Origin of the sequence: Mycobacterium sp. H4Y, from assembly GCF_000364405.1 — a bacterium.
Lineage (GTDB): Bacteria > Actinomycetota > Actinomycetes > Mycobacteriales > Mycobacteriaceae > Mycobacterium > Mycobacterium intracellulare.
This window is the reverse complement of record NZ_AKIG01000002.1, coordinates 728928-752573: the sequence shown is the minus strand read 5'-3', so window position 1 is coordinate 752573 and position 23646 is coordinate 728928. Positions and strand designations below refer to the sequence as shown.

The 23646-nt window shown below is 66.5% G+C and carries 28 protein-coding genes and 1 pseudogene; 21 read left to right on the top strand and 8 right to left on the bottom strand.

Annotation, left to right across the window (positions count from 1 at the left end):
- The first annotated feature begins 14 nt into the window (after nt 1-14).
- Together W7U_RS26785 and W7U_RS17370 are read left to right on the top strand one after the other, a co-directional pair.
- A complete protein-coding gene (locus W7U_RS26785; RefSeq protein WP_008260709.1) occupies nt 15-1424 on the top strand; it encodes a tyrosine-type recombinase/integrase in 1410 nt (469 codons plus the stop codon).
- The gene (locus W7U_RS17370; protein ID WP_008257513.1) at nt 1414-1869 is read left to right on the top strand and encodes a DUF6262 family protein; all 456 of its coding nucleotides are present in this window, start codon (nt 1414-1416) and stop codon (nt 1867-1869) included. The genes W7U_RS26785 and W7U_RS17370 overlap by 11 nt, the downstream gene beginning before the upstream one ends.
- On the opposite strand, the gene W7U_RS17365 is transcribed toward W7U_RS17370, so the two are convergent.
- Nucleotides 1835-2122 carry a transposase gene (locus W7U_RS17365; RefSeq protein ID WP_008257511.1) on the bottom strand — a complete coding sequence of 96 codons (288 nt, stop codon included), beginning with the start codon at nt 2120-2122 and terminating at the stop codon, nt 1835-1837. The genes W7U_RS17370 and W7U_RS17365 overlap by 35 nt on opposite strands.
- 789 nt (nt 2123-2911) lie before the next feature.
- Here W7U_RS17365 and W7U_RS17360 point away from each other — a divergent pair.
- The 7 genes from W7U_RS17360 (at nt 2912) to W7U_RS17335 (ending at nt 9942) form a co-directional block, all read left to right on the top strand.
- Nucleotides 2912-4252 carry a pyridoxal-phosphate dependent enzyme gene (locus W7U_RS17360; RefSeq protein WP_306454288.1) on the top strand — a complete coding sequence of 447 codons (1341 nt, stop codon included), beginning with the start codon at nt 2912-2914 and terminating at the stop codon, nt 4250-4252.
- 145 nt (nt 4253-4397) lie between these two features.
- Nucleotides 4398-5429: a cation diffusion facilitator family transporter gene (locus W7U_RS17355; protein ID WP_008260705.1), complete on the top strand. Its 1032-nt coding sequence runs from the start codon at nt 4398-4400 to the stop codon at nt 5427-5429.
- Nucleotides 5430-5648: 219 nt separating this feature from the next.
- Nucleotides 5649-5885 carry a hypothetical protein gene (locus W7U_RS26975; RefSeq protein ID WP_306454287.1) on the top strand — a complete coding sequence of 79 codons (237 nt, stop codon included), beginning with the start codon at nt 5649-5651 and terminating at the stop codon, nt 5883-5885.
- Nucleotides 5886-5994: 109 nt separating this feature from the next.
- A complete protein-coding gene (locus W7U_RS17350; protein ID WP_036429502.1) occupies nt 5995-7140 on the top strand; it encodes a PLP-dependent cysteine synthase family protein in 1146 nt (381 codons plus the stop codon).
- Nucleotides 7137-8441: an MFS transporter gene (locus tag W7U_RS17345; RefSeq protein WP_008260700.1), complete on the top strand. Its 1305-nt coding sequence runs from the start codon at nt 7137-7139 to the stop codon at nt 8439-8441. The genes W7U_RS17350 and W7U_RS17345 overlap by 4 nt, the downstream gene beginning before the upstream one ends.
- Nucleotides 8438-8737: a PE family protein gene (locus W7U_RS17340; protein WP_036429500.1), complete on the top strand. Its 300-nt coding sequence runs from the start codon at nt 8438-8440 to the stop codon at nt 8735-8737. The genes W7U_RS17345 and W7U_RS17340 overlap by 4 nt, the downstream gene beginning before the upstream one ends.
- Before the next feature lie 14 nt (nt 8738-8751).
- On the top strand, nt 8752-9942 hold the full coding sequence (locus tag W7U_RS17335; protein ID WP_008260696.1) for a PPE family protein: 1191 nt from the start codon (nt 8752-8754) through the stop codon (nt 9940-9942).
- 378 nt (nt 9943-10320) lie between these two features.
- On the opposite strand, the gene W7U_RS25705 is transcribed toward W7U_RS17335, so the two are convergent.
- The 3 genes from W7U_RS25705 to W7U_RS17325 all read right to left on the bottom strand — a co-directional run bounded on the left by W7U_RS25705 (nt 10321) and on the right by W7U_RS17325 (nt 12500).
- Complete coding sequence (locus W7U_RS25705) at nt 10321-10656, bottom strand: zf-TFIIB domain-containing protein (protein ID WP_014942886.1); 336 nt, start codon at nt 10654-10656, stop codon at nt 10321-10323.
- Between the two features lie 122 nt (nt 10657-10778).
- Nucleotides 10779-11516 (bottom strand): DUF1275 family protein, encoded by a 738-nt coding sequence (locus tag W7U_RS17330; RefSeq protein ID WP_008260692.1) that lies wholly within the window; start codon nt 11514-11516, stop codon nt 10779-10781.
- A 330-nt stretch (nt 11517-11846) separates the two neighbouring features.
- Nucleotides 11847-12500 carry a cation transporter gene (locus tag W7U_RS17325; protein ID WP_043955849.1) on the bottom strand — a complete coding sequence of 218 codons (654 nt, stop codon included), beginning with the start codon at nt 12498-12500 and terminating at the stop codon, nt 11847-11849.
- A 610-nt stretch (nt 12501-13110) separates the two neighbouring features.
- On the opposite strand from W7U_RS17325, the pseudogene W7U_RS17315 reads away from it, so the two are divergent.
- From W7U_RS17315 to rplO, 11 genes and pseudogenes are all read left to right on the top strand, one after another.
- A pseudogene (locus W7U_RS17315) lies at nt 13111-13497 on the top strand (hypothetical protein); the annotation flags it as partial.
- Between the two features lie 230 nt (nt 13498-13727).
- Nucleotides 13728-14096, top strand: a complete 369-nt coding sequence (gene rplN, locus W7U_RS17310; protein ID WP_003403649.1) for a 50S ribosomal protein L14 — start codon at nt 13728-13730, stop codon at nt 14094-14096.
- Nucleotides 14097-14414 carry a 50S ribosomal protein L24 gene (gene rplX, locus W7U_RS17305; RefSeq protein WP_008260626.1) on the top strand — a complete coding sequence of 106 codons (318 nt, stop codon included), beginning with the start codon at nt 14097-14099 and terminating at the stop codon, nt 14412-14414.
- Nucleotide 14415: 1 nt separating this feature from the next.
- Nucleotides 14416-14979 carry a 50S ribosomal protein L5 gene (gene rplE / locus W7U_RS17300; RefSeq protein ID WP_008260625.1) on the top strand — a complete coding sequence of 188 codons (564 nt, stop codon included), beginning with the start codon at nt 14416-14418 and terminating at the stop codon, nt 14977-14979.
- 4 nt (nt 14980-14983) lie between these two features.
- A complete protein-coding gene (locus tag W7U_RS17295; protein ID WP_003873499.1) occupies nt 14984-15169 on the top strand; it encodes a type Z 30S ribosomal protein S14 in 186 nt (61 codons plus the stop codon).
- Between the two features lie 138 nt (nt 15170-15307).
- The gene (gene rpsH / locus W7U_RS17290; protein WP_008260619.1) at nt 15308-15706 is read left to right on the top strand and encodes a 30S ribosomal protein S8; all 399 of its coding nucleotides are present in this window, start codon (nt 15308-15310) and stop codon (nt 15704-15706) included.
- A gap of 11 nt (nt 15707-15717) precedes the next feature.
- On the top strand, nt 15718-16257 hold the full coding sequence (gene rplF, locus W7U_RS17285; protein ID WP_008260611.1) for a 50S ribosomal protein L6: 540 nt from the start codon (nt 15718-15720) through the stop codon (nt 16255-16257).
- Between the two features lie 41 nt (nt 16258-16298).
- Nucleotides 16299-16667 carry a 50S ribosomal protein L18 gene (rplR, locus tag W7U_RS17280; RefSeq protein ID WP_008260609.1) on the top strand — a complete coding sequence of 123 codons (369 nt, stop codon included), beginning with the start codon at nt 16299-16301 and terminating at the stop codon, nt 16665-16667.
- A 37-nt stretch (nt 16668-16704) separates the two neighbouring features.
- Nucleotides 16705-17385 carry a 30S ribosomal protein S5 gene (rpsE, locus tag W7U_RS17275; protein ID WP_008260606.1) on the top strand — a complete coding sequence of 227 codons (681 nt, stop codon included), beginning with the start codon at nt 16705-16707 and terminating at the stop codon, nt 17383-17385.
- Nucleotides 17382-17582 (top strand): 50S ribosomal protein L30, encoded by a 201-nt coding sequence (rpmD, locus tag W7U_RS17270; protein WP_008260597.1) that lies wholly within the window; start codon nt 17382-17384, stop codon nt 17580-17582. Before rpsE ends, rpmD begins: the two co-directional genes overlap by 4 nt.
- Nucleotides 17579-18022, top strand: a complete 444-nt coding sequence (gene rplO, locus W7U_RS17265) for a 50S ribosomal protein L15 (RefSeq protein ID WP_008260595.1) — start codon at nt 17579-17581, stop codon at nt 18020-18022. Before rpmD ends, rplO begins: the two co-directional genes overlap by 4 nt.
- Here rplO and W7U_RS17260 read toward each other — a convergent pair.
- On the bottom strand, nt 18019-18945 hold the full coding sequence (locus W7U_RS17260) for an LLM class flavin-dependent oxidoreductase (protein ID WP_008260593.1): 927 nt from the start codon (nt 18943-18945) through the stop codon (nt 18019-18021). The genes rplO and W7U_RS17260 overlap by 4 nt on opposite strands.
- 38 nt (nt 18946-18983) lie before the next feature.
- On the opposite strand from W7U_RS17260, the gene sppA reads away from it, so the two are divergent.
- Nucleotides 18984-20771 (top strand): signal peptide peptidase SppA, encoded by a 1788-nt coding sequence (sppA, locus tag W7U_RS17255; RefSeq protein ID WP_008260591.1) that lies wholly within the window; start codon nt 18984-18986, stop codon nt 20769-20771.
- A gap of 13 nt (nt 20772-20784) precedes the next feature.
- Here sppA and W7U_RS17250 read toward each other — a convergent pair whose 3' ends face one another.
- From W7U_RS17250 to W7U_RS17240, 3 genes are read right to left on the bottom strand one after another with little or no spacing between them, the layout of a single operon-like run.
- Nucleotides 20785-21699 (bottom strand): class I SAM-dependent methyltransferase, encoded by a 915-nt coding sequence (locus tag W7U_RS17250; RefSeq protein ID WP_008260589.1) that lies wholly within the window; start codon nt 21697-21699, stop codon nt 20785-20787.
- 10 nt (nt 21700-21709) lie between these two features.
- Nucleotides 21710-22618, bottom strand: a complete 909-nt coding sequence (locus W7U_RS17245) for a class I SAM-dependent methyltransferase (protein WP_008260587.1) — start codon at nt 22616-22618, stop codon at nt 21710-21712.
- Nucleotides 22611-23555 carry a class I SAM-dependent methyltransferase gene (locus W7U_RS17240; protein WP_008260575.1) on the bottom strand — a complete coding sequence of 315 codons (945 nt, stop codon included), beginning with the start codon at nt 23553-23555 and terminating at the stop codon, nt 22611-22613. Before W7U_RS17240 ends, W7U_RS17245 begins: the two co-directional genes overlap by 8 nt.
- Between the last annotated feature and the right edge of the window lie 91 nt (nt 23556-23646).

Sequence of the window (23646 nt, the reverse complement as noted above, 5' to 3'; positions counted from 1 at the left end):
AATACCCGCGTGATGTGTGGTTACTGCGACGGCTCGGCGTCGCGGCCGGCCACGGCGCCAGGTTGGACTTCACACCGGTGCAGCCACGCTGGCTGCGGGAGCTTGCCAAACGCTGGTGCCGATGGCGCATCTCCTGCGGCATCGGGCTTGGCCAGCTGCGCAAGGATCTCATCGCCATCGTGCGGCTGTCGCGGCTGACACCCGGACTGGCAGCCTCGATGGGTCCCGCCGCGCTGGACCGGGCGGCGCTGGAAAGCTACCTGGCTCAGCTGGCGGTCGCCGTCCCGCACGCGAAGACCCGCAGCAGCGACATCAGTTCCGTCACAGGGCTTCTCCGCGCCGTCCGCCAGCACCGCTGGGCGCGGCTACCCGCCGAGGCGGAACTGTATCCCAGTGACCATCCTCGCCGCGCCGAAGCGTCAGCGCCGCGCGCGATCCCCGAGTTCGTCATGAACCAGCTCGAAAGCGCCGACAACCTCGCCCGCCTCACCGATCCGCGGATCCGGCTGCTGGTCGAGATCCTCATCCGCACCGGGCTGCGCATCGGCGACGCCACCCGACTGGGGCTGGACTGCCTGATCCGCGACCACCAGGGAGCGGTCTACCTGCACTACCGCAACCACAAGATGCGCCGCGACGCCATGGTCCCCATCGACGACGAACTCACCGCCAAGATCGAGGCCCAACAGATCCACGCCCGAAAACGGTTCCCCGACACCAGCGTCCTGCTGCCGCGTGGGCATGCCAACCCCGACGGTCGATTCCCCATCCACACGGGAACTTTCGACATGCGGCTCAAGCGATGGATGGCCGATATCGCGGTCATCGACGAATTCGGCTGCCCCGTCAAAGTCACACCCCACCAGTTCCGGCACACCTACGCCACCCGGCTGATCAACAACGACGTGCCGCAGGAAGTGGTGCGTCGCCTGCTCGACCACACCAGCCACACCATGACCGCCCGCTACGCGCGCCTCGCCGACACCACCATCCGCGAACAGTGGGAACGCGCTCAGAAGATCAACATTCGCGGCGAGCCCGTCGACACCAGCACCGACGGTCCGCTCGCCGACGCCGCTTGGATGAAACAGAACCTGTCTCGCGCGAAAATGGCTCTACCGAACGGCTATTGCGGTCTGCCGATGCAGAAATCGTGCCCACACGCCAACGCCTGTCTCACTTGTCCGCTGTTCGTCACCACCGCCGAGTTCCTGCCTCAACACCACCAGCAGCTCGCCGCCACCCGCGCTCTGGTTACCCGCGCCGAAACCGACGGCCACGTCCGCCTTGCGGAGATGAACCGCGCCGTCGAGACCAACCTGCTCACCATCATCAGCACCCTCGAACACGACCCCAGCTGCCGGTGCGGCCACACACCATCTGGCGGAACATGCTGCGGAGGAGGAACATCCGATGCGTTCTGACAACACCCACCACCTGCTCGCCGCCGCTCAACGGCGCCGTGACAGCACTCTCGAACGCGCACAGCGCGCCCTGCGGGAGCTCAGCGAGACCGGTCAGCGCTACACGGTCACCGACGTCGCCGCCCGCGCTGGTGTCTCCCGCGCCTGGCTCTACGCCCAAGCCGGGCTACGCGACCAGATCCGCCAACTCACCGACCAACGCACGCCAAGGCCGGGAATCGACCAAACCCAGCGCAGCACCGACGCGTCCCTGCGGCAACGGCTCAAACTCGCCCACGCCCGCATCACTGAACTCGACGACGACAACCGTCGCCTGCGCCACCAAGTAGCCCAGCTGCACGGCCAACTCCGCACCACCCGCCTGCACGGGCCACCTGTCGCAGACACCGTCCACAACGAGAACACCCTGCTCACGCTGCCGAACGACCGAACCGACGCAAGATAACATTGGTTTCCTCAAGTTCGCGGTTCTTGCGTTTGAGCTCACGCAACTCGCGCACGGTATCGGTGGGCGCCCCGTCGCGGACCCCGGTGTCGACCTCGGCCTGGTTGATCCAGCGTCGTAACGATTCATACGACACCCCCAAACGCTTGGCGACCGCGGTCAGGCAGGCCGTACGGGTGGCGTACTCCTCGGCATGGTCGCTGACCAACCGCACCGCCCGGGCCTTGAACTCCTCGTCGTACTTCTTCGGCATGATGCGAACAACCTTCCCTCGAAAGAAGGTGTGCATCGAACTCGGGGCGGTTCAAATTGACGGACCGTTGACGCAACCGAACCGCGGTCATGCAAAGCAGCCAAACCGGCGCGGGTTAACGCTCGATCTGGTTCGTTAAGTGAGCTGGTGGTGAGCAAGCGCTGAACGAGTCGTGACAAGTGGGGCACATATTGTCGTAGCTAGGCTTTTGCCGACGACATCGTTCCCGTGCGGTGCTAGCTTCGGGGTTGTTATGAGAATCGACGTTGCCGATCCGACAATGCTGCGATCCCGTTTGGTCGCGGTAGCAGCCACAGTGTGGTTGATGTTGTGGATGGTAATCGGTGGCGCACACCACCACGAAAGTAGAACTAACTCAACGGATCTGGAAATCGTTGCCGGTGAAGCGCTGACTTCGCTTGAATCGTCGCAAGTGGTCAGGGATCAGCTTCCCCCAGACCATGCGCACGCAGAAAGGGATTCGTCGACACACCACGACGACCAGTTCATGGCCGCCGCCTTGACACCGTCTGTGGCCGCGTTGGCGAGTTTCGGCGCCGCGGTCAGCCCGGTTGGGGGGGCGGGGTGGTCGGCTTATCCCGCGGCGGCGCCGGGGCGGGGTCCGCCCACTGTGCTTGCAGTGCGTTGCGCCGGTCGAGATCTGTTGACTCGGCTCTGCTTGTCTCGTCGCTGATCAGTCGCCGTCAGGCCGTTGCGCTTCGCGTCGCCGGCCGGTGAACGCTTCTTACCAATTGTCGCGTGTCGCGCGTTGATGGAAGTGACGATCAGATGATTGACGTTGTTCACACTGGCAATAATCTTGCGGGCAGTCCACCTCGTACCGCCACCGGGGCGCGCTCCTGCTGGCGGCGCAGGCCTGCCACCTATGGGCGGCTGGTGTCTTGGTGTGACATGCTTCGGTGCCCAGGATCTCGGCGTCCCAGAGCATTGCGGAACCGTGGTTTCTGGGCGAAGCTTGAGTGCTTCAACCCAGGTGGCAGCATGAAGGAAGTCCTTGCCACGCAGTTGGTCGATAAGGCGCGCGACCGCGGCGGGTTGCTGCCCGAAGCTCGGACCGCGGAGTTTTCCGGCGGCAACCTATGTTTGGGACTGGTTCTAGCGGGCGAGGTGTGCGTGGGTCCGGTAGCGGTTGTCATCGATACCGGGATGATGGAACCGATCATTGGGCGGATGCTTGCTGCCTACTGCGCCGACGTTGTCCTCGTCGATGCACCGCGCCCGGTTGGTGGATGGGAACAAGCCCGCAAAGATCGGGTCGTGCAGGCGTTGGCCACCGATCACGGTGCATGGATTCCGGTTCAGTACACCAACTTTGACAACGTTGTCGGTGATCAATCCCTGGATTTTGAATTGCCCGTCCAGCGCGGTGGAATCGATGTACGGGTGTGCCTGGCGGCTACCGGCAGCTATTCGGCAGGAGTTGTGCGAATGCTACTTCAACAGAGCGAGCAGGCGCCGAGATCCGCATCGGTTTTGCAGGATTGGCGGATCATCCTGGTCAACGGGTCTTTGCTGCTCTTGGCCGCGATGATGGGTTTGTATCTAGTGACTTTCCAGGTCTATCTTGTCCTGCCTGTGCAGGTGTCGGTGCTAACGCCGTGGTCCCAATGCTGTTTTGCCGCTGGTGTGTTCGCGATTTCAGGTGTGGTGGTCGTTGCCGGCCAGTTGCGGACCACCCCATGGTTGTCCGACAGATGGGGTTGCTGGCGTAGCTTGATCGCCGGTCTAGCCATCCTGGCAGTGTCGTATCTGCCGCTGATCATCCTGGCCGACGATCGGAGCTCAAGTTCGCCACCGGACGTCGAAGCACTCGCAGTCTCCGCAGCGCTGCTTGCGCTAGGATCGGCCCCGGCGATCCCATTCGAACTGCATGCTGCAAATACTTTTACCCGTAACCGTTCGGGGGCAACACCTTACCGGTTCTATGGCACCGTCGTCGCAATCAGAACCCTGATCTGCAATGGGCGACAGCGGCAATCTCCGGCACAGCGGTACATCGCGGGCATCACGAAATGCTCTGCGCTGCATTGTTTTTTGTTAGCGCCGCCGCAGCACTTGCGCTCAATCCGCTCTATCGCGAACAGCGGTCAGGCAACCGCGATCATCTGAACAAAGGCCTTAAGCCGTGCGTCACGGCGTAGTCAACACGAGGAAAGAAAAGAGGCGCAACTCATATGGAAAACCGAACAGGAACGTCTGACAGAGCAAGTCTAGCCGGGGATTTAGTCCCCAGCCGGCCGCCGAGGGTGCGGCCATGAGCGGGCACAGCCACGCCCACGGGCACGGGCACACAACCGATGCTGACCGGCGGTGGCTAGCCGGCGCCCTGGCGGTGATCACAGCATTCATGGTCGGCGAAGTGGCGGTAGGAATCGTTGCACGATCCCTCGCACTGATCTCGGACGCGGCGCACATGCTTACCGACGCGGCCTCAATCGCTTTGGCGCTGTGGGCTATCGGGTTGGCAGCACGGCCGGCAGCGGGCCGTATGACCTACGGTTGGCGACGGGCGGAAATCTTGTCTGCGCTGGCCAACGGCCTGACTTTACTAGTTTTGGCGGGCTGGCTGGCCTATGAGGCGGCCCGTCGACTAATTGACCCGCCGCCGGTCACCGGCAGGCTGGTGCTGATGACGGCACTGATCGGGGTCGTGGTGAACGTGACCGCGACGTGGATGATCAGCCGCGCCAATCGCTCCAGCCTGAACGTCGAGGGTGCTTTCCAGCACATCCTCAACGACCTGTTCGCTTTCATCGCAACGGCAATCGCCGGCGTGGTGATTGTGTTCACCGGGTTCGCACGCGCCGACGCCCTCGCCACGCTCGTCGTGGTGGTGTTGATGGCGAAGGCCGGGACGGGATTGGTGCGTGCTGCAAGCCTGGTACTCCTGGAGGCCGCGCCTCGCGGGTTCGAGCCTGAAAAGATTGGCCAGGCGATGGCGGCACGCGACGCGGTGGTCGAAGTTCACGACCTGCATGTTTGGGAAATAACGTCAGGGCAAACGGCACTTTCAGCGCACGTGATCGTGGATGAGGACCGCGATTGCCATGAAACCCGGGCCGAGTTAGCGGCGTTGCTGGCGCACACGCACGGAATTTCACACATCACCCTGCAGCTTGAGCACCAAAAATCAGGCAGGCTCAACGAACACGGTTTCGCAGGCGCATGCGCGCACTGCGCAGAACCGCACGGGCTCACCCACCGCTCAGTAAACAACCAAGCCCATTATCACGAGTCGGATACAGGCGGCACCGACTCCTCGTCGTTGTCGCATCTCCGCGGTTAAGAACGGGCTGTAATGAGGTTGGGCGGCGCTAGCTGGTTACTACGGCTGCGGTATGTGGCGGTGGTGGGAACTGCAGTGTGGTTGGCGGCGTGGGGCGTGCTAATCGGCGCCGACAGTGTGATCATGCCTTCGCACTCATCGGTGGCGCGGCCTGCACCTGCGGTTGTGGCCTCGACAAGTGGTGGTGATCATCCCAGTTTCGGCGTCGATCATTCGCATGTGGGCAAAGGATTGTCGGGCGAGCATCCTGAGCAGTTCACCACGGCGGTGTTGCCGCGCTCGGGTACTGCGGTGGCCGCGCTGGCCGCGTTGGGTGTGGTGTTGGCCGTGGCCGTGGCCGTCGCTGGTGGGCTGGCCTGGTTTGGGGTGCCCGCCGGGCGCGGCCCCCCGCGTGCCCCGGCTTTTTCTGTTACCGGTCAAGACGTCTTGACCCGGTTCTGCTTGTCTCGTCGCTGACTGGTCAGCGCCAGGCCGTTTCTGCCCTTTGTGGCGGCGGCCGGTGACCGCTGACCCATGTCAAGTGCCGCGCTCTGGTTCGCGGCTTCGCAGGAAAGCGACGATTCCGATGACTGAAGTTCGTTCTTTTGACAACATTTGTGTTCATTCCGTTGCGGCGCTGACGGTCCTCGAGCCGCGCGACTGCGGCCAGCGTGCCCCTGGTACCTATCGGCGACCCGCCGCGCTGGTGGGTAACACGCCGGTGTTGCGGATCTCGGCCCCGCTGGTCCCGCCCGGACGCGGGTTTTGGGCCAAGTTGGAGGGGTTCAACCCCGGCGGCAGCATGAAAGACCGCCCCGCCCTGCACATGGTCGAAGCCGCCCGGGCCCGCGGCGAACTCACACCCGGGGCCCGCATCGTGGATTCCACCAGCGGCAGCCTCGGATTGGGCCTGGCGCTGGCCGGGCAAGCCTACGGGCATCCGGTCACCGTGGTCACCGACACCGGCATGGAACCGATCGTGCGCCACATGCTGGCCGCCTACGGCGCCGATGTCGAGCTGGTCACCGAGCCGCACCCGGTGGGGGGCTGGCAACAGGCCCGCAAAGACCGCGTCGCCCAAGTCCTGGCCGCCGAGCCGGGGGCTTGGTGCCCCGACCAATACAGCAACCCCGACAACATCACCGGCTACCGATCGTTGGCGTTGGAGCTGCTTGATCAGCTCGGCAACGTCGACGTGCTGGTCTGCTCGGTAGGCACCGGGGGACACTCCGCCGGCGTGGCGCGGGTGCTGCGCCGATTCAACCCCGACATGAAACTGATCGGGGTCGACACCATCGGCTCGACCATTTTCGGCCAACCGGCCACCACCCGGCTCATGCGCGGACTGGGCTCCAGCATCCACCCGGCCAACATCGACTACCCCGCCTTCAACGAGGTGCACTGGGTGGCCCCACACGAAGCCGTCTGGGCGGCACGCACTTTGGCGGCCAGCCAGTTCGCCAGCGGCGGCTGGAGCGTCGGCGCCGTCACGCTGGTCGCCGGCTGGGCCGCGCGCACCTACCCCAAAGACACCCGCATCGCCGCAGTGTTTCCCGACGGACCCCAACGCTACTTCGACACCATCTACAACGACGACTACTGCCGCGAGCACCAGCTGTTGAACTGGCAACCCGTCGCCGAGCCCACCACCCTCACCGACCCCAACCAACACGTCATCACCTCCTGGACCCGCACCACCACCATCACCAACCCCACACTGGTGTCGCGATGAAGGGCTTTATCGCGCGGTTTCGCGGATTCGACGGGCCCAGCCGGGTACTGATGATCAACCAGTTCGGCATCAACATGGGTTTTTACATGCTGATGCCGTATCTGGCGGGGTACCTGGCTGGCCCGCTCGGGCTGGCCGCCTGGGCGGTGGGATTGGTGCTGGGCGTGCGGAATTTCTCCCAGCAGGGCATGTTCATCGTGGGCGGCACGCTGGCCGACCGGCTGGGCTACAAGCCGTTGATCGTGGCTGGATGTCTGTTGCGCACAGGCGGTTTCGCGCTGCTTGTGGTGGCTCACTCGTTGCCGGCTGTGCTTATCGCCGCGGCGGCAACCGGTTTCGCCGGCGCCTTGTTCAACCCGGCGGTGCGTGCCTATCTGGCCGCTGACGCCGGAGATCGCCGGGTGGAGGCCTTCGCCATGTTCAGCCTCTTCTATCAGGCCGGAATCCTGTTGGGTCCGCTGGTCGGACTGGTCCTGGTGGCCGTTGACTTTCAGGTCACGGCGGCGGCAGCGGCGGCCGTGTTCGCAGTGTTGACCGTGGCGCAGCTGTTGGCGTTGCCGCAACGCGGTGTCGATTCGGCGCCGCAGCAGAAGTCGTTTCTGCAGGACTGGCGGGTTGTCGCCGGCAACCGGCCGTTCCTGCTCTTCGCGGCGGCGATGATCGGCTCCTACGTGTTGACGTTCCAGGTGTACCTGGCGCTGCCGCTGCAGGCGTCGATGCTGACGCCGCGCTCTGGAAAGGCTTTGGTTGCAGTTCTTTTCGTTGTCTCTGGCCTGGTTGCGGTGATCGGACAGCTGCGCATCACCCGTTGGTTCACCAAACGCTGGGGATCTGGACGTAGCCTGGCCATCGGTGTGGCCATCCTGGCGGCCTCGTTTGTGCCGCTGACGGTCGTCCCCGACGGCCATCGGTTCGGGACACCCGCGGCGGTGGGGGCCCTGCTGGTGTCGGCGGCACTGCTGGCCGTCGGTTCGGCCGCGGTCTTCCCCTTCGAGATGGACACCGTCGTCTCGCTGGCCGGAGGCCGGCTCGTGGCCACCCATTACGGGTTCTACAACACCATCGTCGGAGCCGGAATCCTCGTCGGCAACCTGGCTACCGGATCGATATTCGGTGCGGCACAACGGCTCAGCGCCGGCGCACTGGTGTGGGGCGGGCTGGTTCTCATCGGCATCATCGCCACAGTTGCCCTGCACCACCTCAACCCCGCCCGCTCCGCCGGACCCGCGTTCTCCGATGCGCGGGTTGAGTCGTGTCCATCAGAAGAAGTCCAGGCGGAAACAGTGAGGAGCAGCCCATGATTTTTGTGACTACCCAGCCGAAGGCTCTGACTGCACCGGCAGACGATATGCAGGGCATCGGCTCGGCGATGAGCGCCGAAAACGCGGCCGTGGCCGCCCCGACGACCGGGGTGGTTCCCGCCGCCGCCGGTGAGGTGTCGGCGTTGACGGCGCTGCAGTTCGCCGCGCGCGCGCAGATGTACCAGGCCGTCAGCGCCCAAGCTGCGGCGATCCACGAATTAGTCGCGAAACCCCTTGGTGTCAGAGCTGATTCGTATGCGCTCACCGAGGCCGCCAACGCGATCGCGGCCGGCTAAGCACTCCGAGGTGAATGATGGATTTCGCAGCTTTGCCACCCGAGATCAACTCGGCAAGGATTTATGCCGGTCCGGGCCCGGGCTCGATGCTGGCCGCAGCGTCGGCCTGGGCGGGGCTCGCCGAGCAGCTATATGCGGAGGCCGCTTCGTATTCCTCGGTGGTTTCAGGGCTGACGAGCGGACCGTGGCTGGGTCCGGCGTCGGCGGCGATGGCCGCCGCGAGCGCCCCTTTCGTGGCGTGGATGGACACCACTGCCGCCACGGCACAGCAGACGGCTTCGCAGGCCATGGCGGCCGCGGCCGCCTATGAGTCGGCCTTTGCGATGACGGTGCCGCCACCAGTCATCGCGGCCAACCGCAGCCTGTTGCTGTCGCTGATCGCGACCAACATCCTCGGGCAAAACACGCCCGCGATCGCGGCCACCGAGGCACAGTACGCGGCGATGTGGGCCCAAGACGTCGCCGCGATGTATGGCTACGCCGCCGCCTCGGCCAGTGCGTCGCTCCTGACCCCGTTCACCCCGCCGCAGCCCGCCAGCAACCCGGCCGGCCTGGCCGGACAGGGGACCGCGGTCGGCCAAGCTGTCGGCAGCTCGGCCAGCACCGACGCGCAAGCGGTCCTGTCTCAGGTGACCTCCACGGTGCCCACGGCCCTGCAGCAGCTCGCCTCCCCGCTATCGTCCACGTCCGAGTCATCGACGGGGTCGCTGTCGTCGTTGAGTTCGTCGCTCAGTTCCATGAATCCGGCGTTGTCGATGACAAGTTCGGTTGGGTGGATATCGAGTGCGCTGCTCTCGAACGCGAATCAGCTGAAATCTCTGATGCCGGCCGTCACCGCCGCCAGCACCGCAGCTTCGGGACCGGGGCTGACGGGCGCGCTTGCGTCCAGCGCGCTGGGAGCACCCGGCTCAGCAGGACTCGGCGGGGCGGCCGTGTCGGCGGGCGTGGGCCGGGCGGCCACGGTCGGGGCGTTGTCGGTGCCCCAAACCTGGGCATCGGCGGCCCCAGCAATGAGTTCTGCCGCGACGGCGCTGCCCAGCACCAGCCTGGCCACTGCCCCAGGAGCCACAACGGGGGCTCCCGCAAGCATGCTCGGCGCGCCGCTGGCAACGATGGCCGGGCGCGGCATAGGCAACGTCGGCGAAACCGACCTCCGGTTCATGCCCCGCCTGACAGTGCTACCACCCTCGACGACCCTCGGATAACAAAGGAGGAACACCACACCGCCGTAGTCCGGGGCTGTGGCCATATCGAGCAGAAGTGTGGGGTCCCGCCGCACCGCTTCATCTCACATGTGTTAAAAGATGACTCGAGGGGACGCCAGGTCGCGATCGTGAAACGGACCGACACCGTCGCACCGAAAAACGTCAAGCTACGCTGCGATCCGCGCCGCACACAGACGACCCGTTGCGGCGATTTACAAATCAATGCCAGGATCGCGCCGCTCAGATCCTGGGCACGCCGGCGCTGAGTTGGCTGAATTGACTAATTCAAGAACAACCCAGCATGGCATCAGTTACGGCGGACGCTACCGGTAGCAGACCACGACCAATCCTTAACCGGACCGCGTCAACACATCAATGTCAGTGATGTCCGCCGCGATATCCTCCGTGGCGACCACCGTAATAGCCTTCTCCGAACAATCCACCCAAAAATCCTCTAGGGCGGGGATTTTCGACGTACGCGGGCTGCGCTGGGTACTGCGCAGGCGCATACCCTCCCGGCGGTGGCGCGGGTTGGGGTGGCTGTTGGGCGGCGTAGAACTTGGCCTCGGCCTCGGAGAGTTGCTCTAGTTCGCCCCGGTCCAGGAAGACGCCGCCGCAACCCGTGCACTGATCGATCGTCACGCCGAAGCGCTGCACCGGCAGCATCTGCGACACACACCGCGGACACAGCAGCGTTGACTCTTTGGCCTCCATTGATCCGCGCTCGTCTGCCATTTGGACCTCCCTAATCAGGCAACGGCGATGCCTTACCCGCCCAGACTAACAAACTATAAACGCATGCGCATATACGAATGCGCATGGCTTGGGCTCCGCGGTTACCCCGCCGTCGCCTGATCAGCAAGGGAGCGATGCGAGCGCTCGGGGGCCGATATCGCGCGGGCCAATCGGGTGCTGCGCCGCCGGCTATACAGCAGGCTGGCTATCGCGACAGCCAGGCAGGCGGCAGCTGGAAGAAGCAGTGCGTTGTGGCCCAACCGGCCGCCAATGAGGGCGCCCGTCGCGCCGCCGCCGACGAATAGCACCACGGTCGTCGTGAGCACCGCGGCCTTCCACTTGTCCATCCCGTGGCGGCGGCTGCGGCCCAGTATCAATCCGAGGTCGGTGATGGTGCCGGTGAAGTGCGTTGTGCGGATTGCCATCCCGGGCGAGTTCGAGGTCATCGCGTTTTGCAGCCCGCACGCGGCCGCAGCCAGCAGCGCCTTGAACCCGGGAATCTCGATACCGGCTGCGGCCAACAGCAGCGCGGCCTCGGCGAGCAGGACCGCGGCGTGGCGCGCACTGGTGTGGGTTTGCACCGGCGCCAGTACAGCGCCGGCCCCGGCGGCTCCGGCCAGAAATCCGCCTACGATCAGTGCGATCATGCAGCTCTCGTACAGCAGCGGATTGGCTGAATCCATGCCCAGCTGGGTGCTCAACGCGGTCAGGTTGCCCACCGGAAACGCCAAGACCAGCAGCGCCACCGAATTGATGAATCCGGCAACCCCGGCCAGCAGCCCGTTGTAGCCGAGCACCAGCGCCCGCAGGCGCGTCTCACGGGTTGGCGTGTCCGGCATGTCTTTCCTGTCCGGTGATAGGCGGTGGCACAACGCTACCAAGACCGCGTTAAGAGAAGTCGCCTCCGCCCAACGCTGCTGCCCGAGAAAACCTATAAAATTTCGGATTGGGGGCCACTGCTGGCGCCATCACAACTGCCAGTCGCCATGGTTGTTCGACATGGGAGGTGCCCGCATAGCGGGCCCATTGGTGAACGCGAGTTATGGAGTAGTCCCAAAGGCGGGGGTGGTCAGCGATCCGGCACAACCACGGCCGATGGCGGAGGTCACCAGCAGCCGCCTGCCCCATCCCCCCGCGGCTGACGGTGCTCGCTGACGTGTCGTTCTGATTCAACATCCACAGTCCTCGCCGCGCCAGGCTCGAATGCCTTGCCACACGGCGACCGCGGCGATCGCAAGCCCGATCGCCGGATCAAACCACCAGCTCCCCGGCCAGTGGGCAGTTACCGCCAGGCCGACCAACACCGCGGCGGCCTGGGCCGCACAAAGATAGTTCTGGGTACCTTCGCCAGCGGTGGCCGGCGAGCCCAGCCGGACGGCGAGTTGCTTTTTGGCCCGGCCGAGGATAGGCATCGCCAACAAGGTAGCGGCCGTCAACACGATACCGATCATCGACGTCTCAGCGTGGTGCCCACCAGCGAGGTGCCGAATAGATTCGGCGGCGATGTAGGGGGCTGTCAGCCAAAACGACACCGCAACACCGTGCTGGGCGCGCCGTTCGGCGGTCTCGGACAGAGTCCGCGAGCCGGTGAACCGCCACGCCACCATCGCGCTGGCCAAGCCCTCTGGCGCGCTGCTTAGCGCCCACCCAGTCAGTGCGATAGACCCGACCGCCAGGCCCTGCCACAGCCCCACGACACCCTCGGTGAGCATCGCGATCAGGCTGACCCAGGCCAGACGCCGCGCCCAACGCGCGGCGCGATGCCATTCCCCGTCCCGCGCCAGAGACGTCTGCCCGACGTGCGTGGACTCCGCGCAGCACAGATCATCTGCAAGCTCGGTGGGATCGCCGACTGGACGGAAACTACTCACGAGGTTGGCTCCGTTAGCCAGCCGTCCGCGCCGCAGCTCGGGCACAAACCCACCGCATGGCCCATCACGGCCGACACGGCCCCCGAATAGCTGAGCCCATCAGCGAATGAGTGCTGCATCAACCGGGACAACAAAGTCAGCCCCGGTGGATCGGACACCGCCACGCCTCGGAGATGTAGGCAAACAGCGCATATCGATATCACCGACCGCTCCAAAACCACCAGCTGCAACTCATTAATAGACTGCAACATTTGCACTGGGCCATCTTATAGCCGGCGCGCAACCGCCCCGGCACCGCCACACTGTGACGGCTTCCGTTGAATTTGCGCAACATGGTGCGCGCACGCTCACTCCCATCCCGGGGTTCTGCGGTGGTAAACATCGAGGTCTCAGATGGCAGTGCTGATCCCGGTGCGGAGTTCTCAGCCCTGGCGTGGCGCGGTGGACTCCGATGAGGTGACGATGTGGCGCATCCAACCAGCACTCGCCGTGTGCCCGGTTTGCGGATCCTTAACGCGAATCCTTCTAGGCCCAAAGTAAGCGGGCACATTCATGACTTATCACTAACCTCAAGGCGCTGTGCCGTACGCATCATTTGGTGAAAACGTTTTGGGGCTGGCGTGACCAACAGCTGCCCGATGGCACGCTGATCTTCACCTCCCCGGCGGGTCAGACTTATGTGACCACCCCGGGTAGTGCGCTGTTGTTTCCCAGCTTGTGCGCGCCCACCGGCGACCTCCCCGCGCCCGCTGCGCCGCGGCCCGAACCCTGCGGCGAGCGCACCGCGATGATGCCCCAACGCCGCCGCACCCGCACCCAAGACCGCGCCGCCCGCGTCGCCGGAGAACGCAAACACAACCGCGACGCCCGGCTGGCCCGGCGGGCCCTGCCGGCGACGTGCTCCTGGCCCACCGTCTACGGTCCCGACGACGATCCGCCGCCGTTTTAGGTGCAGAATTTCCTGATCTCGATGCCGCCGAAGCGGAATTTGGCTCTGAGCTGGTCGTCCCCTAGACTCTAGGGGTTGCCTTGGGCAGACCTCGGCCGGTGCGAATCGGCCCCGCGTGCCCTTCGGTGACAAAGACCGCGCACGTCAGGTTTTTTGGTGGGTCATGCCCGCCGAATGCCCACCCAGGTGGGTTCTCCTGCCGTGCACACGCAACCAGGTCAGGAGATCGAGTGATTCAGCAGGAATCGCGGCTGAAGGTCGCCGACAACACCGGCGCCAAGGAGATCTTGTGCATCCGTGTGCTCGGCGGTTCGTCGCGACGCTACGCCGGCATCGGCGATGTCATCGTCGCCACCGTCAAGGACGCCATCCCCGGCGGCAACGTCAAGCGTGGGGACGTCGTCAAGGCCGTCGTGGTGCGCACGGTCAAGGAGCGCAGGCGTCCCGACGGCAGCTACATCAAATTCGACGAGAACGCCGCGGTGATCATCAAGCCCGACAACGACCCACGCGGGACGCGCATCTTCGGGCCCGTCGGCCGCGAACTGCGCGAGAAGCGGTTCATGAAGATCATCTCGCTGGCTCCGGAGGTTTTGTAGATGAAGGTCAAAAAGGACGACACCGTCCTGGTGATCGCGGGTAAGGACAAGGGCGCCAAAGGCAAGGTGCTCAAGGTCTACCCCGAGCGCAACCGGGTGCTGGTCGAGGGCGTCAACGCCATCAAGAAGCACACCGCGATTTCGACCAACCAGCGCGGAGCCCAGTCGGGTGGAATCGTCACCCAGGAAGCCCCGATCGACGCGTCCAACGTGATGGTGGTCGACTCGGACGGCAAGCCGACCCGCGTCGGCTACCGGGTCGACGAGGAGACCGGCAAGCGCGTCCGCATCTCCAAGCGCAACGGCAAGGACATCTGACATGACCACTGCAGAGAAGGTGCAGCCGCGCCTGAAAGAGCGCTACCGCAACGAGATTCGCGATGCGTTGCACAAGGAATTCGGCTACGGCAACGTCATGCAGATCCCGACGGTGACCAAGGTCGTCGTCAACATGGGTGTCGGCGACGCCGCCCGGGACGCGAAGTTGATCAACGGCGCCGTCAGCGACCTGGCGCTGATCACCGGGCAGCGGCCCGAGATCCGTCGCGCCCGCAAGTCCATCGCGCAGTTCAAACTGCGTGAGGGCATGCCGATCGGCGCGCGGGTCACCCTGCGCGGGGACCGGATGTGGGAGTTCCTCGACCGTCTCACGTCGATCGCGCTGCCCCGTATCCGCGACTTCCGCGGCCTTTCGCCCAAGCAGTTCGACGGTGTCGGCAACTACACCTTCGGGCTGGCCGAGCAGTCGGTGTTCCACGAGATCGATGTGGACAAGATCGACCGGGTCCGCGGCATGGACATCAACGTCGTCACCTCGGCGACGACTGACGAAGAAGGACGAGCGCTGCTGCGGGCCCTCGGCTTTCCCTTCAAGGAGAACTGAGTAAATGGCAAAGAAGGCACTGGTCAACAAGGCCGCACGCAAGCCGAAGTTCGCGGTGCGCGGCTACACGCGCTGCAACAAGTGCGGCCGGCCGCGCGCGGTCTTCCGCAAATTCGGCCTGTGCAGGATCTGCCTGCGCGAGATGGCGCATGCGGGCGAGCTGCCCGGCGTGCAAAAGAGCAGCTGGTAACAGCCCGACCCCCTAAGACCAACCCAGAAAAGTGCGCGACAGGCCCGGACCGGGAACCACCGCGAGGAAGGTGACAGACACTGTCATGACCGCGACATCGACGATGCAGAGCGCAGCGATGAAGAGGAGTGGCGCTCGATGACTATGACGGACCCGATCGCAGACTTCTTGACACGTCTGCGCAACGCCAATTCGGCGTATCACGACGAGGTGACGTTGCCGCACTCGAAGCTCAAGGCGAACATCGCCCAGATCCTCAAGAGCGAGGGCTACATCAGCGACTACCGCACCGAGGATGCCCGGGTCGGCAAGTCGCTGATCGTTCAGCTCAAGTACGGGCCGAGCCGGGAGCGCAGCATCGCCGGCTTGCGCCGCGTGTCCAAGCCCGGCCTGCGGGTGTACGCGAAATCCACCAATCTGCCGCGCGTGCTCGGCGGCCTGGGAGTGGCGATCATCTCCACCTCCTCGGGCTTGCTGACCGACCGCCAGGCAGCCCGACAGGGCGTGGGCGGCGAAGTCCTCGCGTACGTGTGGTGAGGGGGTAAAAGATGTCGCGTATTGGTAAGCAGCCGGTTCCGGTTCCCGCCGGAGTCGACGTAACGATCGACGGTCAGAAGGTCTCGGTGAAAGGCCCCAAGGGCACGCTGGATCTGACCGTGGCCGAGCCGATCACCGTGGCGCGCAACGACGATGGCGCGATCGTGGTCACCCGCCCCAACGACGAGCGGCGCAACCGCTCGCTGCACGGGCTGTCCCGCACCCTGGTGTCCAACCTGGTCACCGGCGTGACGCAGGGCTACACCACCAAGATGGAGATCTTCGGTGTCGGTTACCGCGTGCAGCTCAAGGGCTCCAACCTCGAGTTCGCGCTGGGCTACAGCCACCCCGTGGTGATCGAGGCGCCGGACGGCATCACGTTCGCCGTGCAGTCGCCGACGAAGTTCACCATCACCGGGATCGACAAGCAGAAGGTCGGCCAGATCTCGGCGAACATCCGCCGTCTGCGTCGCCCCGACCCGTACAAGGGCAAGGGCGTGCGCTACGAGGGCGAGCAGATCCGCCGCAAGGTCGGAAAGACAGGTAAGTAATCATGGCGCAATCACAAGCTGGCGCCGCCGCGCGAAAGCCGGTGGGGCAGAGCGTTTCCGCGACTCGGCGCGTCTCTCGGCTGCGCCGGCACGCCCGGCTGCGCAAGAAGATCGAGGGCACGCCGCAGCGTCCGCGGCTGGTGGTCAACCGGTCCGCGCGACACATTCACGTGCAACTGGTCAACGACGAGAACGGGACCACGGTGGCCGCCGCGTCGTCGATCGAGGACGACGTGCGCAGCCTGCAGGGGGACAAGAAAGCCCGCAGCGTGCGGGTGGGCCAGCTGATCGCCGAGCGCGCCAAGGCCGCCGGCATCGACAGCGTGGTCTTCGACCGCGGCGGATACACCTACGGCGGACGGATCGCGGCGCTGGCCGATGCCGCACGCGAGAACGGATTGCAATTCTGATGACTGAGAACGTGTACACGACTGGAAGGACCGCATAATGGCGGAGCAGCCCGCCGGCGGACAAGGCGCCGGCGACAGCCGTGACTCGCGCGGTGACCGCGACAGCCGCGGTCGGCGCGGCGACGGCGGTCGTGGCCGCGACCGCGACGGCGACAAGAGCAACTACCTGGAGCGGGTCGTCGCCATCAACCGCGTCTCCAAGGTGGTCAAGGGTGGTCGGCGATTCAGCTTCACCGCGCTGGTGATCGTCGGTGACGGCAACGGCATGGTCGGCGTCGGCTACGGCAAGGCCAAGGAAGTTCCCGCCGCCATCGCCAAGGGCGTCGAGGAGGCCCGCAAGGGCTTCTTCCGGGTGCCGCTGATTCGCGGGACCATTACGCACCCGGTGCAGGGTGAGGCGGCCGCCGGCGTGGTGCTGCTGCGCCCGGCCAGCCCGGGTACCGGTGTGATCGCCGGCGGCGCCGCCCGCGCGGTGCTGGAATGCGCTGGCGTGCACGACATCCTGGCCAAGTCGCTGGGCAGTGACAACGCCATCAACGTGGTGCACGCGACCGTCGCCGCGCTCAAGCTGCTGCAGCGCCCCGAGGAGGTTGCCGCCCGCCGCGGACTGCCCATCGAGGACGTTGCGCCGGCCGGAATGCTCAAGGCGCGACGGGAAAGCGACGCGCTGGCCAGTGCGGCGGCACGTGAGGCGCAGATTTCGGGGACCCAACCATGAGCAGTCAACTGAAGATCACCCAGGTGCGCAGCACCATCGGGGCCCGCTGGAAGCAGCGCGAGTCCCTGCGCACCCTCGGCCTGCGGAAGATCCGCCACTCGGTGATCCGCGAGGACAACCCGCAGACCCGCGGCCTGATCGCGGTGGTCAGCCACCTGGTCGAGGTGGAGTCGGCGCCCGAAGGGAAAACACAGTGACTATCAAGCTGCACGACCTGAAACCCGCCCGCGGCTCGAAGACCGCCCGCACCCGCGTCGGTCGCGGTGAAGGCTCCAAGGGCAAGACCGCCGGCCGCGGTACCAAGGGCACCAAGGCGCGCAAGAACGTGCCGGCCACCTTCGAGGGTGGTCAGATGCCGATCCACATGCGGCTGCCCAAGCTCAAGGGGTTCCGCAACCGGTTCCGCACCGAGTACGAGATCGTCAACGTCGGCGACCTCAATCGGCTTTTCCCGCAAGGCGGTTCGATCGGCGTGGACGAGCTGGTGGCCAAGGGCGCCGTTCGCAAGAACTCGCTGATCAAGGTCCTCGGCGACGGCAAGTTGACCGTCAAGGTCGAGGTGACCGCGCACAAGTTCAGCGGCAGCGCACGCGAGAAGATCACCGCCGCCGGCGGCTCGGCCACCGAGCTGTCCTAACTCAGCTGCGGAATCACTTCCGCGGCAAGGCGTTCCATCTGCTCGCGGTTCTCGCTCGCGTCGATGCCGACGGGATTCAGTAACAGCATCTGCGCCCCGGCGTCGATGACCTCGCGCAGCCCGCGGGCCACGTCGTCGGGGGTGCCGGAGACCGGCACGTCCTGCACGCCGGGCATCCGCCCGTAGATGCGATCCAGCCCGGCGAGCACGCGCTCCCGCGCCCTGGCGGCGTCGTCGTCGACCGTCAGGTAGACCCGCTTGGCGATGGTGAACCCGGCGGGGTCCTTGTGTTGCGCGTCGAGCTCGCGGCGCACGACGGCGACGGCCCCGGCGAACGCCTCGGTGGTCGACGAGCCGGCGCCCAGGAACGAATCGCCGTGCCGCACGGCGCGGGCCAGGGCCTTCGGGGCGAGGCCCCCGAACCAGATCGGCGGGTGCGGTCGCTGCACCGGCTTGGGCGCGACGGGCAGGTCGTCGACCTCGCGGAAACGGCCGTGCAACGTCACCCGGGGGGCGTCGGACCAGGCGGCCTTCATCAGCTCCAGGCCCTCGGTGAAATACGAGATGAAGGTGTCCTTGTCCACGCCGAAGGCGGCGAATTTCCGCCGCCCGCCACCGGGGGCGACACCCACGTCGAGGCGGCCGTGGCTGAGCCGGTCGACCGCGGTGATCGCCGAGGCCAGCTGCAGCGGCTCGTGCAGCGACGTCACCAGCACGCCGACGCCTAGGCGCAGCCGCTCGGTGCAGGCGGCGCAATAGGCCAGCAGCTCCATCGGGGCTAGCAGCGGTGCGGGACCGATGATCTGTTCGAGCACCCAGCCACCCTCGAACCCGAGCTCCTCGGCGCGGGTGAGAAAGGATCGCAGCCCCGCCGCGTCGAACGTCTCGTAGTCGAACTGCGGGATGGCGATGGAAAACCTCACCGGACCACCGTACGGTGGCCGGTCGGTAGTCTGCAGGCATGTTCGCTTTCCTGCCCTCGATACCCGGTTTGTCAAAAGGCGCGGACGAGGTGCGCGCGCTGGCCGACCGGGTCGACACCGCACGTCATCACGGCGTGCCCAACGGCTGCGTGCTCGAATTGGATCTGCGCTCAATGCCGCCGGAGACGTCGGGGTTCGACCCGCTGGCGATGATCACCGGCGGGAGCCGTCCGGTGTCGCTGCGCGACACGGTGTCCGCCATCTACCGGGCGGCCGAGGATCCGCGGGTCGCCGGGCTGATCGCCCGCGTGCAACTGACGGCGTCGCCGTCGGCCGCCGTGCAGGAACTGCGCGAGGCCATCGTCGCGTTCACCGCCGCCAAGCCGTCACTGGCCTGGGCCGAGACCTACCCGGGCACGTTGTCGTACTACCTGGCCTCGGCCTTCGGCGAGGTCTGGATGCAGCCGGCGGGAAGCGTCGGGCTGATCGGATTCGCCAGCAACGCCACCTTTTTGCGCGACGCGTTCGACAAGGCCGGCATCGAAGCCGAAGTCGTCGCGCGCGGCGAATACAAGTCGGCGGCAAACCGTTTCACCGAGCACGGCTTCACCGAGGCCCATCGCGAGGCCGTCACCCGGATGCTCGAGAGCATCCGGGAGCAGGTCTGGGAAGCGGTGGGGGCATCACGCAAGCTCGACGCCGCTGCCCTGGACGCCCTGGCCGATCGCGCCCCGCTGTTGCGCGAGGAGGCCGTGTCCTCGGGCCTGGTCGACCGGATCGGATTCCGGGACGAAGCCTATGACCGCATCGCGGAACTGGTTGGCGTGAAAGATGTTTCGGAGGAGAATGCGCCGCCGCGGCTGTATCTGTCGCGCTACGCCGGGGCGGCCCGGTCGCGGCTGGTCCCGCCGGCGCCGTCGGTGCCCGGTCGCCGGCCCAAGCCGACGGTGGCCGTCATCAACGTCGACGGCACGATCGTCGACGGTCGCGGGGGACCCCAGTTCCTGCCGTTCGGCACCTCCACGGTCGGCAGCGACACCATCGCGCCGGCGCTGCGGGAAGCCGCCGCCGACGATTCGGTGTCGGCGATCGTGGTGCGGGTCAACAGCCCCGGCGGCTCGGTCACCGCGTCGGAAACCCTGTGGCGCGAGGTGAAAAAGGCCCGCAAACGGGGCAAGCCGGTGGTGGCGTCGATGGGGTCGGTCGCCGCCTCGGGCGGTTACTACATCGCCGTGGCGGCCGACGCGGTCGTCGCCAGCCCCGCGACGATCACCGGTTCGATCGGCGTGCTCACCGGCAAGCTGGTGATCCGTGATCTGCTCGGGCGGCTGGGCGTCGGCTCGGACACCGTGCGCACCAACGCCAACGCCGACGCCTGGGCGATCGACGCGCCGTTCACGCCGGAGCAGCGCGCCCACCGGGAGGCCGAGGCCGACCTGCTGTACGCGGACTTCGTGGCGCGGGTGGCCGAAGGGCGCAACCTGACCAAAGACGCCGTCGACCGGGTCGCGCGGGGCCGGGTCTGGACCGGCGCCGACGCGCTGGAGCGGGGCCTGGTCGACGAGCTGGGTGGGTTCCGAACCGCGCTGCGGCGCGCGAAAATCCTTGCCGGACTGGACGAGGACGCCGACGTGCGCATCGTCACCTACCCGGGCGGCTCGCTGCTGGACATGCTTCGGCCCCGGGCGTCCTCGCAGCCGGCCGCCGCGTCGCTGCCCGACGCGCTGGGCGCGCTGCTGGGCCGCACCATCGGCGGCATCGTGGACAACGTCGAACGGTCCGTCAGCGGCGCCAGCGCGCTGTGGGCGGGGCCCTGGCGGCTCTAGCCCGATGGCGGCTTTAGCCGCCGAGCCTGCCGCTGATGAAGACGATCTCACCGAGCGGGTCGTCGTCCTCCGGGGCGCGCACGTCGAAGCCGCCGCGCTCGAAAAGCTCGGTGCGGGTCACGCCCTCGGCGTGCCACCCGGTGCTCGACAGGTAGTCCACGACATGGTTGCGGTCGCCGGTGTAGACCAGTGACGCCATGTCGATGTCCACACCGTGGTCCCGGAACGAACCGGACATCTCCCGCACCTTCTCGGCGTCGAAATCCACTATGCCGGGCACGAATTCGGTGGCGATGGTGCTGCCGGGCGCGCTGAGCGCGGTGATGTTGTCGAACAGCCGGTCCTGGGCGTCCGGCGGCAGGTAGATCAGCAGGCCCTCGGCCAGCCACGCCGTCGGTGCCGCCGTATCGAACCCGGCGCCGGCCAGCGCGGTCGGCCAGTCCGCCCGCAGGTCGATGCCGACGGTGCGCCGATCGGCGGTCGGCTCGGCGCCGATACCGGCCAGCGTGCTGGACTTGAACTCGATCACCTGCGGCTGGTCGATCTCGTAGACGACCGTGCCGTCCGGCCACGGCAACCGGTAGGCGCGCGCGTCCAGCCCGGAGGCCAGGATCACCACCTGACGCACCCCGGCGCCGACGGCGTCCATGAAATAGTCGTCGAAGTACCTGGTGCGCACCGTCATTCCGTCGATCATCGCCTGAACGCGCACCGACGAGGCGTTCTCGATCGCATCGATGTCGAGCTCGCCGTCCATCATCTTGGTGAAGAATTCCACCCCGACCGCCCGCACCAGCGGCTCGGCGAACGGATCGTTGATCAGGCCCCGCGGATCCTTCGTCGCCATCGCCCGCCCCGCCGCGACCATCGTCGCGGTGGCGCCGACGCTGGACGCCAGATCCCAGTTGTCGTCGTGAGTGCGTGGCATGGGAAAAACCTTACTCGAGCGTCGCGGCGACGTAGCTCAGGTCGCCGAAGGTGGCCGTCATATCGTCCGCGGGAAATTCAAACCCGTTGCGGGCGTATAGTTCCCGGGCGGGGTGCGCGCTCACCTGCCAGCCGTGACCGCTCAGGTAGTCGACGACGACGTTGCGCTCGCCCCGGTAGAACAGGTCGGCCGCATTCAGGTCGAAGCCGAAGCGCTGCCAACGCTCGGAGATGCGGCGCAGGCGTTCGTCGGAGAACGCGTTGGGGTCGGGCACGTGTTCGGTCGCCACCCGGCTGCCCGGTGCGGACAGCGCGGTGATGTTGTCGAACAGCCGGTCCTGGGCCTCGGGCGGCAGGTAGGGCAGCAGCCCCTCGGCGCTCCAGGCGGTCGGTTGGGTGACGTCAAAACCTCCCTCGCGCAAGGCCGCCGGCCAGTCGTCGCGCAGGTCGATGCTGATCGTGCGGCGCTGCGCGGTGGGGGCGGCGCCGAGGCCGGCCAGCGTGTCGGTCTTGAAGGCGATGACGTCGGGCTGGTCGATCTCGTAGACCACGGTTCCCGCCGGCCACCGCAGGCGGTAGGCCCGGGTGTCCAGGCCGGAGGCCAGGATGACCGCCTGCTTGATGCCCGCGTTCGTCGCGTCCAGGAAGAAGTCGTCGAAAAACCTGGTGCGCACCGTGATCTGCTCGGCCCGCGCCCTGCGGTTGAACAGCGGGTCGTCCTCGAAGTCGATCTCCCCGTCGATGATCCGGATGAAGGGATCCAGGCCGACGGCGCGGACCAGCGGGTCGGCCAGCGGATCGTCGAGCAGCGCGTCGGGACCCTTCGACGCGACCGCGCGGGACGCGGCGACCATGGTCGCCGTCGCCCCCACGCTGTGTGCCGGCCCCCAGCTGTCGCCCTCGGCGCGCCCCTCACTCATAGGTGCCGCTCGTGTAGAGCATCTCGCCCATCCGCATGTCGTCGTCGCCGAGCGGGTCAAGCCCGTTGGCGGCGAACAGATCCCGGATGCTGGCGCTGTTCAGGCGCCACCCGTGAGCGGCCAGGTAGGGGGCGGCCTCGTTGCGGTCGCCGAAGTAGACCAGCCCCGCCATGTCGAGATCGAAGCCGTGCGCGCGCCAGCGCTCGGAGATCGCCTGCATGCGCTCCTTGAGCTTCTCGTCGTCGCCGGGTTCGGGGTTGGGCGCGCTCTCGGTGGCCAGCCGGCTGCCCGGCGCGCTGAGCTCGGTGATGGTGTCCAGCAGGCGATCCTGCGCCTCCGGCGGCAGGTAACCGAGCAGGCCCTCGGCGCTCCACGCCGTCGGCTGGGCGGGATCGAACCCGGCGTCCTTGAGCGCGGCGGGCCAGTCGTCGCGGAGGTCGACGGCCACCACGCGCCGCTCGGCGGTGGGGGCGGCGCCCAGCTCGGCCAGCGAGCGGGTCTTGAATTCGATGACCTGCGGCTGGTCCACCTCGTAGACCACCGTCCCGGCCGGCCATGCCAACCGGTAGGCGCGCGCGTCCAGCCCGGAGGCCAGGATCACCGCCTGCTTGATGCCCGCGTTCGTGGCGTCCACAAAGAACTCGTCGAAGAACTTGGTGCGCACGGCCATGTTGTCGGCCATCCGCGACATCGCCCCGGCGGAGCTGGCGGCGCCGTCGTGGACGTCGTTCAGCTCGGCCGGGTCGAGCTCGCCGCCGGCCAGCCGGGAGAGCAGGTTGACCCCGACCGCCTTGACCAGCGGCTCGGCGAACGGGTCGTTGATCAGCGGGCGCTCGGCGCGGGTGGCCATCGCCCGGGCCGCCGCGACCATGGTGGCGGTCACGCCGACGCTGGAGGCGAGGTCCCAGGTGTCGCCCTCGTACCTGGTGGAAGTCATGGTGGTGCCCCTATCGGAGGTAGTCAATCTAATATTTAGCCGATATAACAAGCTTCCCCCACTGTACGCTTCCCCCGATTCGCGGCAACCT

Coding starts and splice junctions, on each gene's coding strand:
- sppA (WP_008260591.1), top strand. CDS start 18,984: ATGTTCGCTTTCCTGCCCTCGATACCCGGTTTGTCAAAAGGCGCGGAC.
- W7U_RS17370 (WP_008257513.1), top strand. CDS start 1,414: ATGCGTTCTGACAACACCCACCACCTGCTCGCCGCCGCTCAACGGCGC.
- W7U_RS17360 (WP_306454288.1), top strand. CDS start 2,912: ATGATTGACGTTGTTCACACTGGCAATAATCTTGCGGGCAGTCCACCT.
- rpsH (WP_008260619.1), top strand. CDS start 15,308: ATGACTATGACGGACCCGATCGCAGACTTCTTGACACGTCTGCGCAAC.
- W7U_RS25705 (WP_014942886.1), bottom strand. CDS start 10,656: ATGGAGGCCAAAGAGTCAACGCTGCTGTGTCCGCGGTGTGTGTCGCAG.
- W7U_RS17245 (WP_008260587.1), bottom strand. CDS start 22,618: ATGAGTGAGGGGCGCGCCGAGGGCGACAGCTGGGGGCCGGCACACAGC.
- W7U_RS17295 (WP_003873499.1), top strand. CDS start 14,984: ATGGCAAAGAAGGCACTGGTCAACAAGGCCGCACGCAAGCCGAAGTTC.
- W7U_RS17250 (WP_008260589.1), bottom strand. CDS start 21,699: ATGCCACGCACTCACGACGACAACTGGGATCTGGCGTCCAGCGTCGGC.
- W7U_RS17345 (WP_008260700.1), top strand. CDS start 7,137: ATGAAGGGCTTTATCGCGCGGTTTCGCGGATTCGACGGGCCCAGCCGG.
- rplX (WP_008260626.1), top strand. CDS start 14,097: ATGAAGGTCAAAAAGGACGACACCGTCCTGGTGATCGCGGGTAAGGAC.
- W7U_RS17355 (WP_008260705.1), top strand. CDS start 4,398: ATGAGCGGGCACAGCCACGCCCACGGGCACGGGCACACAACCGATGCT.
- rplE (WP_008260625.1), top strand. CDS start 14,416: ATGACCACTGCAGAGAAGGTGCAGCCGCGCCTGAAAGAGCGCTACCGC.
- rpsE (WP_008260606.1), top strand. CDS start 16,705: ATGGCGGAGCAGCCCGCCGGCGGACAAGGCGCCGGCGACAGCCGTGAC.
- W7U_RS17365 (WP_008257511.1), bottom strand. CDS start 2,122: ATGCCGAAGAAGTACGACGAGGAGTTCAAGGCCCGGGCGGTGCGGTTG.
- W7U_RS17350 (WP_036429502.1), top strand. CDS start 5,995: ATGACTGAAGTTCGTTCTTTTGACAACATTTGTGTTCATTCCGTTGCG.
- W7U_RS17335 (WP_008260696.1), top strand. CDS start 8,752: ATGATGGATTTCGCAGCTTTGCCACCCGAGATCAACTCGGCAAGGATT.
- W7U_RS17240 (WP_008260575.1), bottom strand. CDS start 23,555: ATGACTTCCACCAGGTACGAGGGCGACACCTGGGACCTCGCCTCCAGC.
- rplF (WP_008260611.1), top strand. CDS start 15,718: ATGTCGCGTATTGGTAAGCAGCCGGTTCCGGTTCCCGCCGGAGTCGAC.
- rpmD (WP_008260597.1), top strand. CDS start 17,382: ATGAGCAGTCAACTGAAGATCACCCAGGTGCGCAGCACCATCGGGGCC.
- W7U_RS17330 (WP_008260692.1), bottom strand. CDS start 11,516: ATGCCGGACACGCCAACCCGTGAGACGCGCCTGCGGGCGCTGGTGCTC.
- W7U_RS17340 (WP_036429500.1), top strand. CDS start 8,438: ATGATTTTTGTGACTACCCAGCCGAAGGCTCTGACTGCACCGGCAGAC.